This is a genomic window from Sulfitobacter brevis, assembly GCF_900112755.1.
Lineage (GTDB): Bacteria > Pseudomonadota > Alphaproteobacteria > Rhodobacterales > Rhodobacteraceae > Sulfitobacter > Sulfitobacter brevis.
In genome coordinates, this window is sequence record NZ_FOMW01000011.1 from 1 (window position 1) to 16244 (window position 16244).

At 59.3% G+C, this 16244-nt stretch carries 12 protein-coding genes; 3 read left to right on the forward strand and 9 right to left on the reverse strand.

Annotation, left to right across the window (positions count from 1 at the left end; translation table 11 throughout):
- Positions 1 to 531, reverse strand: a 531-nt coding sequence (locus BM174_RS14895; RefSeq protein WP_093924657.1) for a crotonase/enoyl-CoA hydratase family protein, incomplete at its 3' end; no start/stop codon positions are given.
- A 237-nt stretch (positions 532 to 768) separates the two neighbouring features.
- Positions 769 to 6624: a DUF11 domain-containing protein gene (locus tag BM174_RS14900; protein ID WP_093924658.1), complete on the reverse strand. Its 5856-nt coding sequence runs from the start codon at positions 6622 to 6624 to the stop codon at positions 769 to 771.
- 222 nt (positions 6625 to 6846) lie between these two features.
- Here BM174_RS14900 and BM174_RS20840 point away from each other — a divergent pair, with 222 nt between their 5' ends.
- The gene (locus BM174_RS20840) at positions 6847 to 7122 is read left to right on the forward strand and encodes a hypothetical protein (RefSeq protein ID WP_143092463.1); all 276 of its coding nucleotides are present in this window, start codon (positions 6847 to 6849) and stop codon (positions 7120 to 7122) included.
- Here the strand turns inward: BM174_RS20840 and BM174_RS14905 are convergent.
- Positions 7106 to 8227 carry a ParB/RepB/Spo0J family partition protein gene (locus BM174_RS14905; RefSeq protein ID WP_093924659.1) on the reverse strand — a complete coding sequence of 374 codons (1122 nt, stop codon included), beginning with the start codon at positions 8225 to 8227 and terminating at the stop codon, positions 7106 to 7108. The genes BM174_RS20840 and BM174_RS14905 overlap by 17 nt on opposite strands.
- Before the next feature lie 3 nt (positions 8228 to 8230).
- Positions 8231 to 9526, reverse strand: a complete 1296-nt coding sequence (locus tag BM174_RS14910; RefSeq protein ID WP_093924660.1) for an AAA family ATPase — start codon at positions 9524 to 9526, stop codon at positions 8231 to 8233.
- 515 nt (positions 9527 to 10041) lie between these two features.
- Between BM174_RS14910 and BM174_RS14920 the strand changes: the two genes are divergently transcribed.
- Positions 10042 to 10722, forward strand: coding sequence for a hypothetical protein (locus BM174_RS14920; RefSeq protein ID WP_093924662.1), 681 nt, complete (start codon positions 10042 to 10044; stop codon positions 10720 to 10722).
- Between the two features lie 110 nt (positions 10723 to 10832).
- On the forward strand, positions 10833 to 11633 hold the full coding sequence (locus tag BM174_RS14925) for an ABC transporter substrate-binding protein (RefSeq protein ID WP_093924663.1): 801 nt from the start codon (positions 10833 to 10835) through the stop codon (positions 11631 to 11633).
- 45 nt (positions 11634 to 11678) lie between these two features.
- Here BM174_RS14925 and BM174_RS14930 read toward each other — a convergent pair whose 3' ends face one another.
- The 5 genes from BM174_RS14930 to BM174_RS14950 form a co-directional block, all read right to left on the reverse strand.
- Complete coding sequence (locus BM174_RS14930) at positions 11679 to 12209, reverse strand: DUF6505 family protein (RefSeq protein ID WP_093924664.1); 531 nt, start codon at positions 12207 to 12209, stop codon at positions 11679 to 11681.
- The gene (locus BM174_RS14935) at positions 12206 to 12913 is read right to left on the reverse strand and encodes a biotin/lipoate--protein ligase family protein (protein WP_093924665.1); all 708 of its coding nucleotides are present in this window, start codon (positions 12911 to 12913) and stop codon (positions 12206 to 12208) included. Before BM174_RS14935 ends, BM174_RS14930 begins: the two co-directional genes overlap by 4 nt.
- Positions 12910 to 13983 (reverse strand): Mrp/NBP35 family ATP-binding protein, encoded by a 1074-nt coding sequence (locus BM174_RS14940; protein WP_093924666.1) that lies wholly within the window; start codon positions 13981 to 13983, stop codon positions 12910 to 12912. Before BM174_RS14940 ends, BM174_RS14935 begins: the two co-directional genes overlap by 4 nt.
- Before the next feature lies 1 nt (position 13984).
- Positions 13985 to 14179 (reverse strand): DUF6494 family protein, encoded by a 195-nt coding sequence (locus BM174_RS14945; protein WP_093924667.1) that lies wholly within the window; start codon positions 14177 to 14179, stop codon positions 13985 to 13987.
- A gap of 62 nt (positions 14180 to 14241) precedes the next feature.
- A complete protein-coding gene (locus BM174_RS14950; protein ID WP_093924668.1) occupies positions 14242 to 16194 on the reverse strand; it encodes a 4Fe-4S binding protein in 1953 nt (650 codons plus the stop codon).
- Positions 16195 to 16244: the final 50 nt, after the last annotated feature.

Consider the following 16244-nt stretch of genomic DNA (forward strand, 5'->3'; position numbering starts at 1 on the left):
CATCGCCAACCCGTCCTCGGCGCCATAGGACCGTCCTGTCAACATCATTTCGCGCATTCGGTCGGCACCGATAATCCGGCCTACCCGCACCGTAGCGCCGCCGCCTACGAAAATGCCGCGCCGCCCCTCGGGCAGTTGAAACCGCACTGAAGGTTCGGCGATCCGCACATGCGCCGCTGTTGCAATTTCCAACCCGCCGCCAATCACCGCGCCGGTCATCGCCGCGATCACCGGCAGCCCGCCATACTCGATCAAGTCCGCCACGCGATGCCAGTTGCGCGAATGGTGCACGGTGTCGACAGGGCTGCGATGCTCATGCTCCGACAGATCGAGCCCCGAACAGAAATGCCCGCCCTCACCATTAAGGATTACCGCGCTCACCCCCTTAGGCGGGTTCGAGAAAAACCCGTCGAGTGCAGCCACCAGCGCGTTATTCATCGCATTGCGCTTGTCGGCGCGGGTAAAAGTTATCGTCGCGATGTCATCGTCAATCTCGATACGGGCAACATCGGTGGCGGCAGCTTGGCTCATTGGTTCATCCTGAAAACGAGGGGATTTGCAAAGGTGTTATAGGATGAAGTTGCGGCATAGCATAGCGTTGCAAGCGAAACCGGGCTCAGCATCGTAGAAACCGAGACCATGGCGCGGGTATCTGAAAATACCCGTGCCGACGGACCTCATAGCTACGCAGAAGCGCCCTTCTGTGACGCCCGTGTAATATATCAGGCCAGATCAGACGTGCCCGCCTATGACCGCAATCTTAACCGATCAGGGGCTTACCCTCACTTTGAAAGAAACGCTGCCCTCTGCTCCCGCCCCATGACTACCGGAACAATCCCATCGCAGCGGACCAATATAGCCCAAAAAGTTTGTTCCGGGATCGGCCACCGAACATACCAGTGTCGGGCCGACATTAACGGGGGTGCTAATCACCTCTGCCAGTTCCGAATAAGGCGGCGTACGGTCATGTATCGATATACCCGATGCCACATCCCGGCTGGGATTGATAATCGTGATCCGGTAAACCAACACATCGCCAGGCAAAGCGCTGTTGGAATATCCTTCGAGCGTATTTTGCGTTTCATTGCGCACGGTTTTAACCAACACAAGCTGCCCGCCGCCGACCTCGACCGTTACGCGATCCTGATTGAAGATCGCATGGCTGACCGTGGTTCCAGTAAACTGGGTCGCCGCTTCCAGCTTATATGCCAGCACACTTCCTGGCGGCAGTCCTCCCCCCGATGAAACCCGCGATATCAGACAAAGCTGCTCGCCGACCTGGACCACAGTTGGATCATTCAGCGGCTGGTCCGGATTGCCGTCACAATCGCTGTCCAGAAACAGCGCGACCGAAAATGCCCCAACCGACGGCTGTGTCACCTCTGTATAAGCGAAACTGACTGTTCCCGAGCTACGTGCGCGGTAGAGATGGGGCAAAAGCGCAATTTGTCCGGCTCCGATACTTGCTTCGCGATGTTCGCTCAATGTTGGCAACGGAATTACGCCTAAATTCAAATCACTGTAATTGGTGCCCGATGCTGGCGTAAAGCTGTACGTGCCATCGTGCGGGTCAGTATTCACCAGGCCCGGCAAGGCACCGGGAGCTTCGGATATCGCCCGCCATCCTTCTGCTGCACTAACCGAAACGGTGAGATCGCCCGTATATCCAGCCGCGAGGGAATAAGACCACCGACCGTTCGCATCCAAAACAGGGTTGGCTAGCAGCGCACCGCTGTCATCCATGAGCAAAATTGATCCCTTGCTGGTTCCGCTTTCGCCCCCCGTTGCCAGCCCGTCATGCGCCGTGCCTCCTCCCGCGCCATTGTCACGGATCAACCGCCCCGAGATCAGGCTCGCGGTCGTGGCCAGTTCAATCGTGACAAAGGCTTCGTCATCATCCGCAATGCCATCGCTCAGGTCGTCCACCTGCAAGCCCACTGCGGGATCACTGTCCAGATCGGGCAAGGAACTCGCGGTGATCTCAGCCACGTTGGTATAATCGCCCCCTGCCGTGACGCGTACCCGGACCGTGAGAGTCTCTGTCGCACCTGACAGTATTTCGTCAACGAACCACTCGCCGGTTCCGGGGTCGTAATAATCGCCCGTTGGCGGCGCCGTATCGCTGATATAGGCAAATCCGGACGGAATACGCTCGATCACCCGCACGCTCGAGGGGGAGCCCGGGCCGGAGTTCGTCACACTCACCACCCAGTCAATCACGTCCCCGACCACGGCCGTGGTCACCGGAGATGTCGTCCCTGCCTGAAACGCCTCTTTGGTAATCGAAAGATCCGAATTTTGTGGATCAAATCCGAAATCGCGCGCAACGGTGAAGCTGTTTGTATCCGCCGTGACCCCGACAAGCGGGTTCGAGGTCCCGATCTGCGATCCGGGAGGCAAGTCGGGGTCATTCACATCGACCTCTACCCGATATGTGGCGCCGGCAGGTAGACCGACAAAGGCGTAAGTTCCGTCAGTCTCGGTATCTGTTGTGCGCAAAAAGCTATCGTCGCTCAGGTCATTCGGGGTGCCATTGTCGGAATAGAGATCGACCGCGATACCGCCACCCAGATTAATTTCCCCTACATCTTTGACGTCCGATGCGTTCTGGTCGATATAAATGTTGCCGCCAAAACCGGAGAGCGCGAAAGGCGTGCCGCCCCGACAAGATGCACCATCGCTGAACCCGCCCTCCTCCGGTCCTGTTGCCAATCTCAATCGATTTCCGCTTGTTGTATCAATAAGATAGATCGCGTTGCTGTCTTCTTCGTAGGCGTACATCCTGCCATTCTCATCGAAGAATACCGCCGACCAGATGCCCGTGTAATCTGCCGGTCCAAACTCGATCACCGTTGCCAAACCTGCGACTCCGTTGTTGGCAAATACCCGAAATACCCGGCCAGTGTCTTCGTTGATCCCATAGATGAAACCGTCCAGCGGGTTGACCGCGAAATCCGACACAGTAACGGTTTGAGACAACGCAAGCTGCCCTGCGTCGAGCGGGTTCGACGGGTCGGTCAGGTCCAGCAACTGCCATGTGACACCATCCACCTCATAGACCAAAATTCCGTTCGTTAGAACATCCCCGGCGTCCTCACCTCGGTCAGCGCTGCCTGGGAAATTGGGCATTTCGGTAAACTCTCCGGCGCCATCCACGCGCCACAGCTCGTCCTTACCGGGGCGCACACCGTAGATGTATCCATCCAGCTCGTTGTATCCCCACCCCGCCTCCAAGACGCGCGGCGCGGTGCCGAACGTTTGCAAATTCATCGCATAGCCCGCGCCGGTATCGGTAAACCCAATTTTGCGTAGTTGGTTCGGATCATCCGCAAGCAGGTAGAGGCCGCTGTCGCAAGAGACCGGAGGAACGTCACCCGAAATGGTGGTCAAATAGTCCTCCACTTCCCCATCAAGGGCGACCGGCACCACACCTTCTGTGGTCGACCAGCGGAACCGCGCGAAGGTTGGCGTCAGCACCGATGTCGCGGGGACCGAAACGTCAAACCGGATTTCGCCGTTCAAGACCCCGTCTTTGTCGCCCGCACTGCCATCCTGTAGGTTCGTGGCGATTTGATCGGAAGCATCAAAAGTGCCATTGCCATCGAAATCAATCCAGGCCTGCAAATATGCAATCCCGCCCGTGATACCACCGACACCGCCGGTCACCTCGTTAACGACCACCACTACCTCAGTAGTGCCGCCTGCAAAAAATTGCGGCAGAACCACCCCGTCTTCGTCATCGTTGCCATCAAGGTCATCCCCCGAGGCATCGGGTGAGGCCTGTGAGGCCGCTTCAGGGTCTGGTGATAGCGCGCCCAGATAGGTACCTGCGACCCCTGTTTCGGCAATAATATGCAATGGGTCACCATAGCTCGCCGGAGCATCGCCACGATCGACCAAGGGGGCTGCGGCGATGTTGATAGGGAAATCTTCAACCTCCCCGTCAGGTGCAGCATCGGCGATCCCCAAGGTCGGCGCAGTCGACCAGCGGAACCGCGCAAATGTCTGGTCAAGGACCGCATCACCCGGAACGATCACTTCGAACTGGATCAACCCATCGCCCGCCACGGTATCGGCGCCTGTACCATCGTCCTGGAGGTTTATCGCGATTTCTTCGGCAGTGCCGACGTCCCAAATACTATTGCCATCGTAATCGATCCAAGCGGTAAGGTTGCCCCCCGCACCCTGCACTGTCGCCTCAATTGTCGCGAGGAAACCCTGAACCAGCGGCGGAATATCAACGCCGTCATCATCATCCGATCCGGCATCGCTGGCATTGCCCGGGCCTGTGTCGCCGGAAACTGTTGCGCCCAGGAATACCGTAGCATTCTGCGGCAAAGCATGGAGGGCATCGCCGTAAATTGTGGGGGCATCGGTGAAGTCCGCGCAGGCCTGAATATCGGTCAACTGCAGCGATCCCGCGAAACTCGCGCCGTTATACTGGCGGGTGGTATGCGCGATGACAATGCGATCGACGGGTGCGCCGAAACCCACATTTACCGCGGAGTTTTCGGCGAGACCGCCGCCTGAAACGCCGTTGTCCCGCTCAGCCAAAACAGATCCGTCGGCATTGGCCACCCGCAGCATACTCACGGCAATCGAGCCATCTGCGACCGCCGGCTGAACACGGACTCCCCCATTTTCGCCGTAAACGGTCACCGACTCGTCGAAATCCAAGCTTGCGACAAAGAAGCTTACCCCCCTAAGAGGTGTGTCAAAATTCACCTCTAGCGTCGTGTACTGCTGCGTGAAGAGTGGATTGCCCCCGTATCCGGTAGCGTAAAGCTGATTTGAAGTACCAATCGAGGCGGGACGAAGGAAGCTTGCGCTTGAATTAGCGGATGCGATCACGGTACCGTTGATACCGTAGCGACCGATTGTTGACGTAGCGTCCAAAGCTCCGGGATGATCATTGGCCCAATCGACGGCAGAGTAAAGACTGCCATTACAAACGGGCAAGGTGTCGGTCGGTTCGGCTGTCACATTGACCGTAACGCTGTCGGTATCGGCGCCGCCCTCATCGCTCGAGTTGGCTGTATCCGCAGTGATAGTCCCCCCCGACGCCGTGGCAACATAGGCGTCAAATTCGATAGCGCCGCTGCCTAGTCCATTCAATGTGGGAAGCGTGGCGAATGAAAAGATACCAGGCCCCGGGTTCACCGCAGGCCGTATATCCGCGCCAGTGACCACACGGAAATTGTCGGTCCCGGAGATCTCTGCGGGAAGGGTCGCAGTGGTCTGGATGTTGGTCATCGGGCTGAGCGATGTGTTCACATAACTCACCCGATAGGTCAGCGTTGCGCCTTGGGGGATCGCGCCACCGCTGTAGGGCGCGCCATTGACTGCGGAGACGGTGATCGAGACGAAAAGGTCATCAGGGCCTGCTGGCGAAACCGCGGAAGTCCCCGCAACCCAATAACGCCAAGGGTTGTCATTCCCTGCAGCCGCCCCTTCGGCCGAATCGCCGCCGTGGCCTTCGGCGTTAAAATGGCCGATGGCATCAAGATCGGTAATTTTCACCTCCATCGTGGCGTAATACGTTTCTCCCTGCGCGATGCCGCCAAAGGCGTACCGCACCGCGTTTGTATCCACGGGAAGCACCGCAGCGGTGCTGCTGTTCAGCGCGAATCCCGCCGTCGTTTCTGTACAAACTTCGACGGTGTTTACGCCCGGGTCCAAGGCTTCGGGAAAGACTGATCCTGCGCCGGTCGCCGGTCCGTCAGGACCTGCCAAAAGCGGGTCGTTCGCCTCACAGGAACTGGGATAGCTTATCCGGTTCCATGGCCCGGTTGTGCCGTAGCGATCCCAATCAGCACCCGACTCTGGCCCCGCGACCGGGCTGCCTGCCCTGAACGGAGTTGCCCCGCGGCCGCCGGTGATGGTGGTTTCTTCAGCAGCCGAAAAGCCGTTTGGGTCGATGGTGCCGCCTGAGCCGAAGGCATTGATCTGCACGGCGTCCCATTTGTTATGCACACGCGGCGTCCCTGTGCCGCCAACGCTGGGCCAAGGTGCTCCGTTGGTCGGGTTGACCAAATAGCCGTTTTGAAGGGTCGCGATGGTCGAGCCATTGGCAAACAGCGCAGTATCGGACCGGTTGGAATAGAAAATCCCCGTGTCGCCGTAAGTATAGGCAAGACCCGCATTGCAATTGGCAATCGAATATCCCGCAGCTTGGCACTGAGCCGTATCAGACGGATCCCAGCCATTTGCTGAAATATCAAAGACTTGTTGCCCTTTCGGCCCCCACCCTTTGGACACACCCGACCCAGTGGATGCGCGGGCCGGACGCGCATCCAGCGCGTTGCCTGCGACATCGGTAATGTAAGTGCTAACGACTTGGGTCCCCGCAGGCACATAAAGCGTAGAGTAACCGCCCGGCCCGTCCAAAGTGCCTTCGGCAATGACAGGAAAATCGGCAATCACCGTCAGGCTGTCACCGACCTCGATCGGGGGCAGTCCAGCGGCCATTTTATCCGCGATGAGCTGTCGAGACGCAGGTGTAAGTGCGATGCCGCCCCCGCCCAGCCACGCGCCATGGGCGAAGACACCGACAGAGAGACAGAGCCATAACAACGCGCCCAACAGGATATGCGATCCACGGCGGCAAAAATTGGCATTTTTCATCAGGTTCTCTCATTGCCGCTATAGGTCCGGTTGCCCGAGGATCACGCAACATCGTCCGCTATACCTGCGCGTCGCCACGAGGTGAATCAGACGTACGCACCCCATTGGTCTAAACGGACAAGGTTAATGAAAAACTTAGCGGCTATTTGCTAATTGTTCTTCGAACCTTATGGGGCATAGCCTTATCTCATTAGGTTAGGCTGCCTATCCTTAGGGTGGGGCATGAGCGAGATGACCGGCGCGCTTTTAGCAGGCAGCGGTCCGTCTCTGTGGCTGCTTGCCGACGATCTCGGCAGCACAGGGCGCAATCATAAGTTGTATTATTTACATCCGATCACAGCTCGTCAATCGGCAATTTTTCACAAATGGAGCGACATTTCCTCGCCGGTTCAATGGCGCTGGTCATGCCGGTGGTATAAACGAAAAAGGTTCCCCGCAGGGAACCTCTCCTTGTCTTGCCCGCTTCTGGCCCGAATAGAGTCTAACCATCGGATTTGAGCCTGTCCAAGAAGGCCTCAACTGCTGACTGAAGGCGCGCTTTGCTGTGGGCCGAAAAATCCTGCTCCAACCGCAATTCAATCCGACCATCTTCCGCTGTGACCTTAACCTCACCTTCACGATGTGTGAGCTTAATGGTAGTCTTAGAGACTGCTCTACTTCCCTCAAGGCCGCGCTTTTGGCTAACGCATGCCTTGAGGATACCAAGCTCTTGCGCCGCGTCACGGTCGGGTGCCTTATCAAGTGCTGCAATCATCGCGACAGCTTTCTGAGCGTCGGATTCCAAAGCTTTGCATAGTCCCAAGCCGACAGCCCGTGGCCAGCTTTCGGCAAAACGCACCCTGCCCTGCAGCTCACCCAACACCTTGGCAAATTGCCGAATGTAGCTCCGCTTTTGCTTAAGAGCGGAAGCATAGAGAACGCTCACGGCTTCACCGGAATCAATCTGCGCGTCTTTTGCGTATGCCATGGCTAACTGCGCCATTTCACCAAACGACAGGTCTTTACGCACCAGGTTTTCGTCAACCATTTTCCGGTAAAGATCCACGAGCGGTTCCCCGCGGGGAACCATAGCCGCCGGGATACGGGTGTAGCGCGGGTCGCCGGTCTCCTCCGCCAATTCGCGAAATGCCGCCAGCCGGCGGAAACCCTGAATGAGCTCATAACCTTCGGCAGTTTGCTCGACACGAATCGGGTTGGAGAGACCAACCGCCTGAATAGAGGATTTTAACTCCGCCAGCTCGGGATCAACGTTCGCGGACCTATCGCGCGTCAGCTTTGCAGTTTGCACCTTCGCTGTCTGGATCAAATCGGTGATCAGTCCGAGCTTCTTCAGGCGGACATGCTCATGAGCCAGCGCGTCGTTCTCGGCGCGGATCGCAAGTTCAGCCGCCGCGCGCTCGGCGGTGGCATCAGCCGTTTCAGAGATTGCAGACGCCATAGGCCCGCGTCGCGCAGGCGGCGGGCTATCGTTCTGCAGGGGGTGGCCCTGTATATAAAACGACTTGGTCTCGGGTGCAGGCTCGTTCCCCGCGGGGAACCCCTGCTGTTCGACGCCCTCTTCAAGTTCGAAATCAATGTCAAATATGCTGCGTTTCTTTGCCATCTATCAATCCTCCAAAGTGTCCCAGGCTGTCACCAGCGTCCCGCGGAATTCGCCGTAGGCCCGATCAAAAGACGCTCGCGCGCGGCGCCATGTTTCTCGCGTCATTTGCCGGTAATCCATCTCGTAGATCGACGACAAAAACCGCCCTGACTGCTCGACCGCACGGGTCATCTCAATCGGGTGCTCTGTAACATGTGGCTTAAAAACCTGACCAAATGCTTGCTGCATCGCACGGTGCAAATCGTTGTTGGGCTCGAACCGTGTGAGCAAGAACCGGATATCGGAGAATGCTTTCTCCGCGCTGGTCCCTTCAGGTAGCCCGCCGCGAAACTTGCCGAGGTCCTCCAGCGCTTCGGACAACTGGCCGATGAAACTGGTGGTGCTGTCATATTCCCAGTAGCCGGGACCAGAGGGGATATAGAGCACGTCCGCGGCGAAAACAGCGTTCATAGATTGGTAGCCAATCGCAGGTGGGCAGTCGAAAATAATGATGTCGTAAGCGTCCGGCGGGATCGCATCAAGGTAACGCGACATGGCGGCGAAGAACGACCATTCGGGGTTAAGATGCCGATACTGGGCGCTCGCAAATTCGACGAATGCCGCATTGGCGCAACTTGGCACAAGGTCGATGGTAGGCCAGCTGGTGGGCTTGATAAAATCGGTAATCCGCAACGCATTTAAGCCCATGCCGGTCACCGAAGCTGGCAATTGGCGCTGGGGCAGGGCGGTGCCGGATTCAGCGCCGCGCCCCGCAGCATTCATCCGCTCGGTCTCCTGGATCAGGTCCCGCGCCATGATCCCCCAAACAGTGAACTCCTCCGACACATCGCTGAGCCCCATCGAGTGGCTGAGGGTGGCTTGTGGATCAAAATCCACTGCCAACACGCGGTAACCGTCGAGTGCTGCTGCATGGGCAAAGTGAAGGGCCACCGTGGACTTGCCCGCGCCGCCTTTGAAGTTGGCAATCGCGGCCCGCACAGCGCGCTTACCTGCAGGACGGGGCGGCAAAAGCGGCTGGTTCTTGATCCGCACACGACGGCGCAGCTCGTTAATCTCTTGCAAAGTGTACCAGCGCTGACGACCATCCTCCTCAACCTCCCCTTCGGGCAAAGAAGGATCGGCGGCCAAACGTCCGCGCAGCGTAGAAGGGTTTATCTTGAATATAAGCTCCGCAACCTCCCAACTTGAGAAGCGGCGCAGCGTTTTCTCCATCTCCGGAGAATAGGTTTGCTTGCGGATATGCCCCTGCATCTTGAGAGATTGAGACTGGAGCTTGGCCAGATCGGAATGGGTAAACATTGGGTGCCTCGTCGCCTGTGGTTCCCCGCGGGGAACGGTATCGCCCCCCGACCAGAACGCTAATTACTCTGCTATCCTGATTTACGCTGAATTTGCATTTCAAAGAAAGGGCTATATTGTGAAATCTGCAAAAAGCGGCCTCTGCATGAGCACCTATGGATTATAGCGGATCGCGGCGATCTTCCGATTCGGAAAACTTGGGGGAAAACCTTGGCGATGAGACACTATAATGCGGGACATCCCCTGCGCATCCGCTACACATTGGGGGACAAATACGCCGCATTAAGGGACAGCATGAATGTCCCCCCTTACCTATTATACCTAAATTTTATTCTGATGAGTAAGATCGGGCGAGCCTCAGGCAAACCAGCCCTTGACAGAATCGGTGTTCAGGACGCAAATCAGGACATGGGGCCGGAAGTGCGTTGGCATTCGCCCCTCAAAGCGATCCAACAAGAGATCACGACCGAGGCGGCACATCCCTTCTAAAGGCGAAGTGCGAAACGGGGGCAGCTATGCTTTCACCAAAACCCGTGGGGCGTCATGCCAGTGCACGGAAGTATGACATCATCACCGCACTCGGGGCCTATGCCCTCGCAGGCGGCAAACACGATCACCGACTGGTGCTGCGGTTGATCACTCTGATCACGGCCCGCTACAATTGGGGCCGTGACGAACTCGCCGTGGGACAGCGCGAGATTGCGCGTCTGTGGTCAGTGGACGAGCGCACCGTCAAACGCGAGATGGCCAAACTACGGGCGTTGGGATGGCTGGTGGTGCGGCGCCAGGGTGCACGTGGGCACGTGACAGAGTACCGTATTGATATCGAAGCCCTGCTCGCTAAAACCGAACCGCAATGGGCTGCCGTTGGTCCCGACTTCGAGATGCGCATGACAGGCACGCCAGAGCCACAACGGGTGGTGCCATTGCCGGTGCGCGGTACGGTGCCCGCACCACAGATCGGCGACGGGTATGAATGGCAGTTGGCGCAAGCGGTGCTGCATGCCGAAGATCCGGGGGTCTACGGCAGTTGGCTACACGCGTTAGCTCGGGCCGAGCGGGCAGGGGGACGCCTGACCTTGCGCGCGCCAAGCCGTTTTCATGGAGCCTATGTGCAGACCCATCTGGCCGCGCGTGTGCTGACAGCGGTGCAGGCGGTCGATAGCGATGTCTCGGACGTTGTTATCATTTGTTAATCAGCGCATTTAAGTGATTGCTTAGGGGGTCTTGAGGGGGGTTGAAACCCGCTCCTATTTACACTCCATCTTGGCGGCAGAACCCGCTGCTTGATGGAGCTTTCCCTGAGATGAAGAAAATGTTGATGACCGCGCTTGCGGTTACGCTGGCTGGCACACTCGCGCAGGCCGAGCAGATGAAGCTTGCCGTGACCACCTCCTTTGAAAACTCCGGCCTGTCCGAGGTTTTGCTGCCCAAGATCGCCGAAGACACCGGCATCGAAGTGCAACTGCTGGTGGTTGGCACGGGGCAGGCAATCCGGCTGGGCGAGGCGGGGGATGTCGATGCAATTCTGGTGCATTCGCGCAAGGCAGAGGAGGCTTTCGTGGCCGCAGGCTATGGCACCCATCGCCGCGAGATCATGTATAACGATTTCGTGCTGATTGGTCCTGCAGCCAATCCGGCGGGCGTAGAGGATGATGCCTCGGTCATTGAAGCCATGCAGGACATTGAAGCGGCTCAGGCCCCGTTCGTGAGCCGGGGCGATGACAGTGGCACCCACAAGGCAGAACTGGCGGTCTGGGCCAAGGCGGAGCTTGATCCGACAGAATTTGGCGCATGGTATAATGCTGTGGGCGCGGGCATGGGCGCGGCGCTTAACACGGCAGCAGGGCTAGATGCCTATATCCTTGCGGATCGTGCCAGCTGGCTGAAGTTTGGCAACAAGGCGGGGCTAAAGCTTCTCTACTCAGGGGATTCGGCTCTGTTTAATCAATATGCCTACCTGCCGGTGAACCCAGAGAAGCAGGGTCATGTTAAAGCTGAACTGGCGCGGAAGCTGGAGGATTGGCTCGTCAGCGAATCCGCCAAAGCCCTGATCGACGGCTATAAGATCAACGGCGAAACGCTGTTTGTGTTCAACGCGGAATAGCACACCTTTGGTTCGGCCCGCTTGGACGCGTGCCGATGCCCAATGTTAGTGACTATGGCCGTGGCCATCATGGCTGTGCCCGTGACCGTGGTTATCCTCTTCATCAAGCGAGCCGTGAACCGCGAATTGATCGAGTTCGGCGGCGCGGGCTTCGATAGCGCGGTAGGTTTCGCGCACGCCAGCTTCGGTCAACTCGCGCGACACGGTCAGCAGGGTGTTGCTGTCATGATCGTCACAGAGCGAGACCATGTGATCGACCTCTTCGGTGGCGACGGGCAGCGCCGCCTCGACGGATGGGGCGCCATAGATGTCGACGAAATGTTGGGCGAGGGCGGTGATGATCCATTCCCGCTCGCTCGGTTCAATCTGGGTGACGGCGACAAAGCTAACGCGGCCAAAGGTTTCGCACCCCATCCAGCCATTGGCGAAGGCTTGGCGCGGCTTGCCGACCAGATCGCCTTGGGACCAGTCCGAGAACTCGAACCCGCCAGAAACACACCATTCACCGGTGCGGGCGGGGTTGTGAAAGACGCGGGTGTCGCTTTCGTCAAAATGAATGGCACGGGCGAGTTTCATGGGGTGTCCTTTAACAAGGCAGTGAGCGGGATCAACTTGGCGTGCCCGTCCTGTTTCAGCAACAGGCCAAAATTTTCGTCAACGCCGAGGAAATGGCCGCTGCCTTGGGCGGTGGTAATCTCGGTGCCGATGCCATGGGCAAGGCCGGTCCATTCGCGGTGCAGGGTCGCGGTGCCGCCGTCTTCCCACGTATTCAGGCCGACGAGCGTGTGCCGGATCCATGCCTCCAGCAGGCGGGTCGGATCGACCTCGGCGCAACCTTCGGCATAAAGCGCGGTGCGGTCCGGTGTCAGGCCGGTCTCCTCGCTCTCGGGCCAGAGCGGCAGGTCGAGGCCGATCACCAGCCAGTCAGGGACATCCTGCGGATTTGTGGTCGAGGCGCGCAGGCTAAGATCGCCGCAATGGCCGCCATTGACCCAAATGCGACCATTCCAGCCCAGATGCACGCCAACCTCCGGAGGGGCCAGTGCGCCCAAGGCGTTCTGAAAACCGACACCACAGAGGGGCAGGGCGATAACTGCCTGTTCCAGCGGGGTTTCCGGCGCAAAAACGATAGCTGCCTGCAGCCTGTCCGGGGCAATCTGATGCAAAACCAATCCCGCGTCACAGCCTGCCGCCGCCGCCTCAACAGCCGCCGCGAGGGGGGATACCCCTGCGGCAGCAGCGCGGCCTTGAAACAGCGGCGGAAAGGTAGGTTCGGTCATGCGTTGCCGTCAGCGATCAATTGCCGCGCCACGCTGCGGAAGGCTTGGGCCTGCGCACTATCGGGCTTGGACACCACGATCGGCGCCCCACCGTCGGCCGCCAACCGGATATCCAGATGCAGTGGAATTTCAGCAAGCAGCGGCACGCCGATCTTCTTGGCCTCCAGCGCAACGCCACCATGGCCGAACATATGTTCCTCATGGCCGCAGTTGGAGCAGATATGCGTGCTCATGTTCTCGATCATCCCAATGATCGGGGTTTTAAGCTGGTTGAACATGTCGATGCCCTTGCGGGCATCAATCAGCGCCACATCTTGCGGGGTCGAGACGATGATTGCGCCGGTCACGTCAGCTTTTTGCGCGAGCGTCATCTGCACATCGCCGGTGCCGGGTGGCAGATCGACGATCAGCACATCCAGCGCGCCCCATTGGACCTGCGTCATCATCTGTTGCAGCGCGCCCATCAGCATCGGCCCGCGCCAGACCACAGCTTGGTCTTCGTTGGTCATCAAGCCGATCGACATCATCGTCACGCCGTAGTTGCGCATCGGTAAAATGGTCTTGCCATCGGGCGAGGAAGGCCGCCCAGAGACACCCAGCATACGCGGCTGCGAGGGGCCGTAAACATCGGCGTCCAGTAACCCGACGCGGCGCCCTTCGGCGGCCAAAGCGCAGGCGAGGTTGGCCGCGACGGTAGATTTTCCGACACCGCCTTTGCCCGAAGCCACGGCGATGATCCGGTCAACTCCGGGGATCTTCTGCGGGCCGGAGGGCGTGGAGGCGCGGCCCGGTTTCAGGTCCGGTGGCGGGGCGGCAGGTTTGCTATGCGCGGTCATGATCACCGACACGGGGCCGACCTCCGGCATGGCCTTTAGCGCGGCCTCGGCGGCAGCCCGTACGTCACCGTATGCATCGGCATGGCTCGGGCTGATTTCCAAAACGAAACGCACGGCACCACCGTCACCGATGGTTAGCGCCTTGACGACGCCCGCCTCCACCAGCGAGGTGCCGGTGACCGGATCGGTGAGGGTTTTCAGAACGTCGAGAACTTCTTCGCGGGTCGGGGTCACGTCAGGATTGCCCTTCGATCTTGCCGGTCACTTCGTGGGTCAGGTCAAGCCCGTCCACCGTCAGCACAACGCGGGCCTGAAAGGTTTTTCCAGCGGTGTCGCCGGCATTGCGCATGGCTTCTTCGATGGCCTGTTGCGAGGTCACGCCGACCTGCTTGAGGAACTTGCGCATCGACATGTTGAATTCGTCGCTCATGAGAGAGGTCCTTTGATCTGGACAGCCGCGCGAGGTGCGCGGGCTGCGGGTCGCGCGCGGGCCTAATGGTCTTTGCGCTTGGTGAAATAGTCTTCGCTGGTGCGGGGTTTGGGACGTTCTTTGCCAACGAATGGATTGTTTTCGGAATGATACTGGGCGTTGATCCGGCAGGTGTCGCACATCTGGATCATCCGCGCAGCGGTGCTGTTCTGGAACATCGCGTGCTTGCCTGCGAGCTTTTCGGTGATCTTCTCGACGGTGGATTTCACCCCGAAAAGATTGCCACATTCGACACAGGCAAACGGCTCCTCCTCATGCAGCACTTTCTGGGTAAAGGCGGCGTCGGTGATGTCCATCTGCGGCTTGAGGGTAATCGCGTCTTCGGGACAGATATTGGCGCAAAGGCCGCATTGCAGGCAGGCGTCTTCCTGAAAGCGCAGTTGCGGCATATCGGGGTTATCGCCAAGCGCGCCGGACGGGCAGAGCGAGACGCACGACAGGCACAACGTGCAGGCATCTGTATCGACCAGCACTGCGCCATAGGGCGCGCCGGCAGGCAGGGCGATTTGTGTGCCTTCAGGGTTGAGCGTTTTGGTGGCCAGACGGGCGACCTGACGGCGGTTGCCCATCGGCAGGGCAGGCGCGTGGCTGGTGGCGGGTGCGGCGGTATCAAACAGCAAGTCCGACAGCGCGTCGGGATCGCCAAGATCGGCCAGTTGCACGAGGGTGGACCCGGCCAGCGCATTGGCCAGATCGGTTTCGCGCAACGGTGCCTCACGCTCGGTCTTGGGGGAGAGCAGCACGGTAACCTGGGTAAAGCCTGCCATCCCTGCGGCGAGCATTTCGGCGTGGCCGAAGCTGGCCAAAGCGGTGCTTTCGAGCGGGATCACATCGGCGGGCAGGCCACGGCCAAAACGCGCGGCGAGGCGGATCATTTCGCTGCCATGATCGGCATCGTGGACCAACAGGCGCGGCGCTTTGCCGCCCGCATCGCGGTAGGTTGTGGCGAGGGTGCGCAGGCGCAAAAACAGGTGATCGACCGGCGGGTCGTCAAAGCTGATCGCACCGGAGGGGCAGACCGCCGAGCAGGCACCGCAGCCTGCGCAGATCATCGGATCGACGCTGACGGTATCGCCATCAGGCGTGATCGCGCCAGTGGGGCATAGATCAAGACAGCGCGAACAGGCGGGTTGGCCGGCGCGGGAATGGGCGCAGAGATTGGCCTCGAACCGGACGTAGAGCGGTTTTTCAAAGGTGCCAATCATCTGCGAGGCTTGGAGCACCGCATCAGCGACTGCTGTGGTGCTGCCCGGATCGGCACGCAGATAGCCATCGCGTTTGGCGTCGGCGGCAAACAGCGGGCCTTCGCCGCGCAGATCAAGGATCACATCACATTGCGATCGCGCGCCATCGCGCGGGGCGGTCAGCGGATGGGCCTCGCGACCACCCGGATTGACCTGTTGCAGCGCGTCGATCTGGACCTCGAAATTACCCAGCGATCCGGTGGCACGGCTGAGTTTGCCAATCACGGTATCATAGCTGGGCAGATGGCGTGGCGGCGTGCCGGTGGGCAGCAGATGCGTGACTGCAAGGGTATCGGCCAACGTCGCAGCGGCCTCGAACGCCGCTTCGGATGCGCCAAGGATCAGGCAGGTGCCTTCGGAGATGACATCGACAAAATTGGCCGAAGATGCGGGCAGCGCCGCCTCGGCTACAAGGGCAGCCATTTTCGGCGCGGCGTCAGGATCGGCGGACCAACCGGCGCGGTCACGAATGTCGACAAATTCGGGCGCAGTTAAGCCCAGCTCTTCGGCAAGTGCTGAAAATCGCGGTGCTTCTTGCTGACAGGCAATGGTGACGGCGCCTTGGGCCATCGCGGCGCTGGCCTCGTCAATCTGCGCGTCACACAAATTAGTGAAGACCTTTGAGCAGACCCGGCCCGTGGCACTGCCAATGGTCACGGCGTCCAGCGTCTGACTGCCCAGACAGTCGCAGATCATCAGTTTTTTTGTCATTCCATTCCCTGCAAAGCGCATTAGGGCGCTTTTTGTCCGGCCCACAGCTA

Excerpts from the sequence above, each read along its gene's own strand:
- BM174_RS14935 (WP_093924665.1), bottom strand. The coding sequence starts at position 12,913 with ATGACCGAACCTACCTTTCCGCCGCTGTTTCAAGGCCGCGCTGCTGCC.
- BM174_RS14925 (WP_093924663.1), top strand. The coding sequence starts at position 10,833 with ATGAAGAAAATGTTGATGACCGCGCTTGCGGTTACGCTGGCTGGCACA.
- BM174_RS14950 (WP_093924668.1), bottom strand. The coding sequence starts at position 16,194 with ATGACAAAAAAACTGATGATCTGCGACTGTCTGGGCAGTCAGACGCTG.
- BM174_RS14900 (WP_093924658.1), bottom strand. The coding sequence starts at position 6,624 with ATGAAAAATGCCAATTTTTGCCGCCGTGGATCGCATATCCTGTTGGGC.
- BM174_RS14920 (WP_093924662.1), top strand. The coding sequence starts at position 10,042 with ATGCTTTCACCAAAACCCGTGGGGCGTCATGCCAGTGCACGGAAGTAT.
- BM174_RS14910 (WP_093924660.1), bottom strand. The coding sequence starts at position 9,526 with ATGTTTACCCATTCCGATCTGGCCAAGCTCCAGTCTCAATCTCTCAAG.
- BM174_RS20840 (WP_143092463.1), top strand. The coding sequence starts at position 6,847 with ATGAGCGAGATGACCGGCGCGCTTTTAGCAGGCAGCGGTCCGTCTCTG.
- BM174_RS14945 (WP_093924667.1), bottom strand. The coding sequence starts at position 14,179 with ATGAGCGACGAATTCAACATGTCGATGCGCAAGTTCCTCAAGCAGGTC.
- BM174_RS14905 (WP_093924659.1), bottom strand. The coding sequence starts at position 8,227 with ATGGCAAAGAAACGCAGCATATTTGACATTGATTTCGAACTTGAAGAG.
- BM174_RS14930 (WP_093924664.1), bottom strand. The coding sequence starts at position 12,209 with ATGAAACTCGCCCGTGCCATTCATTTTGACGAAAGCGACACCCGCGTC.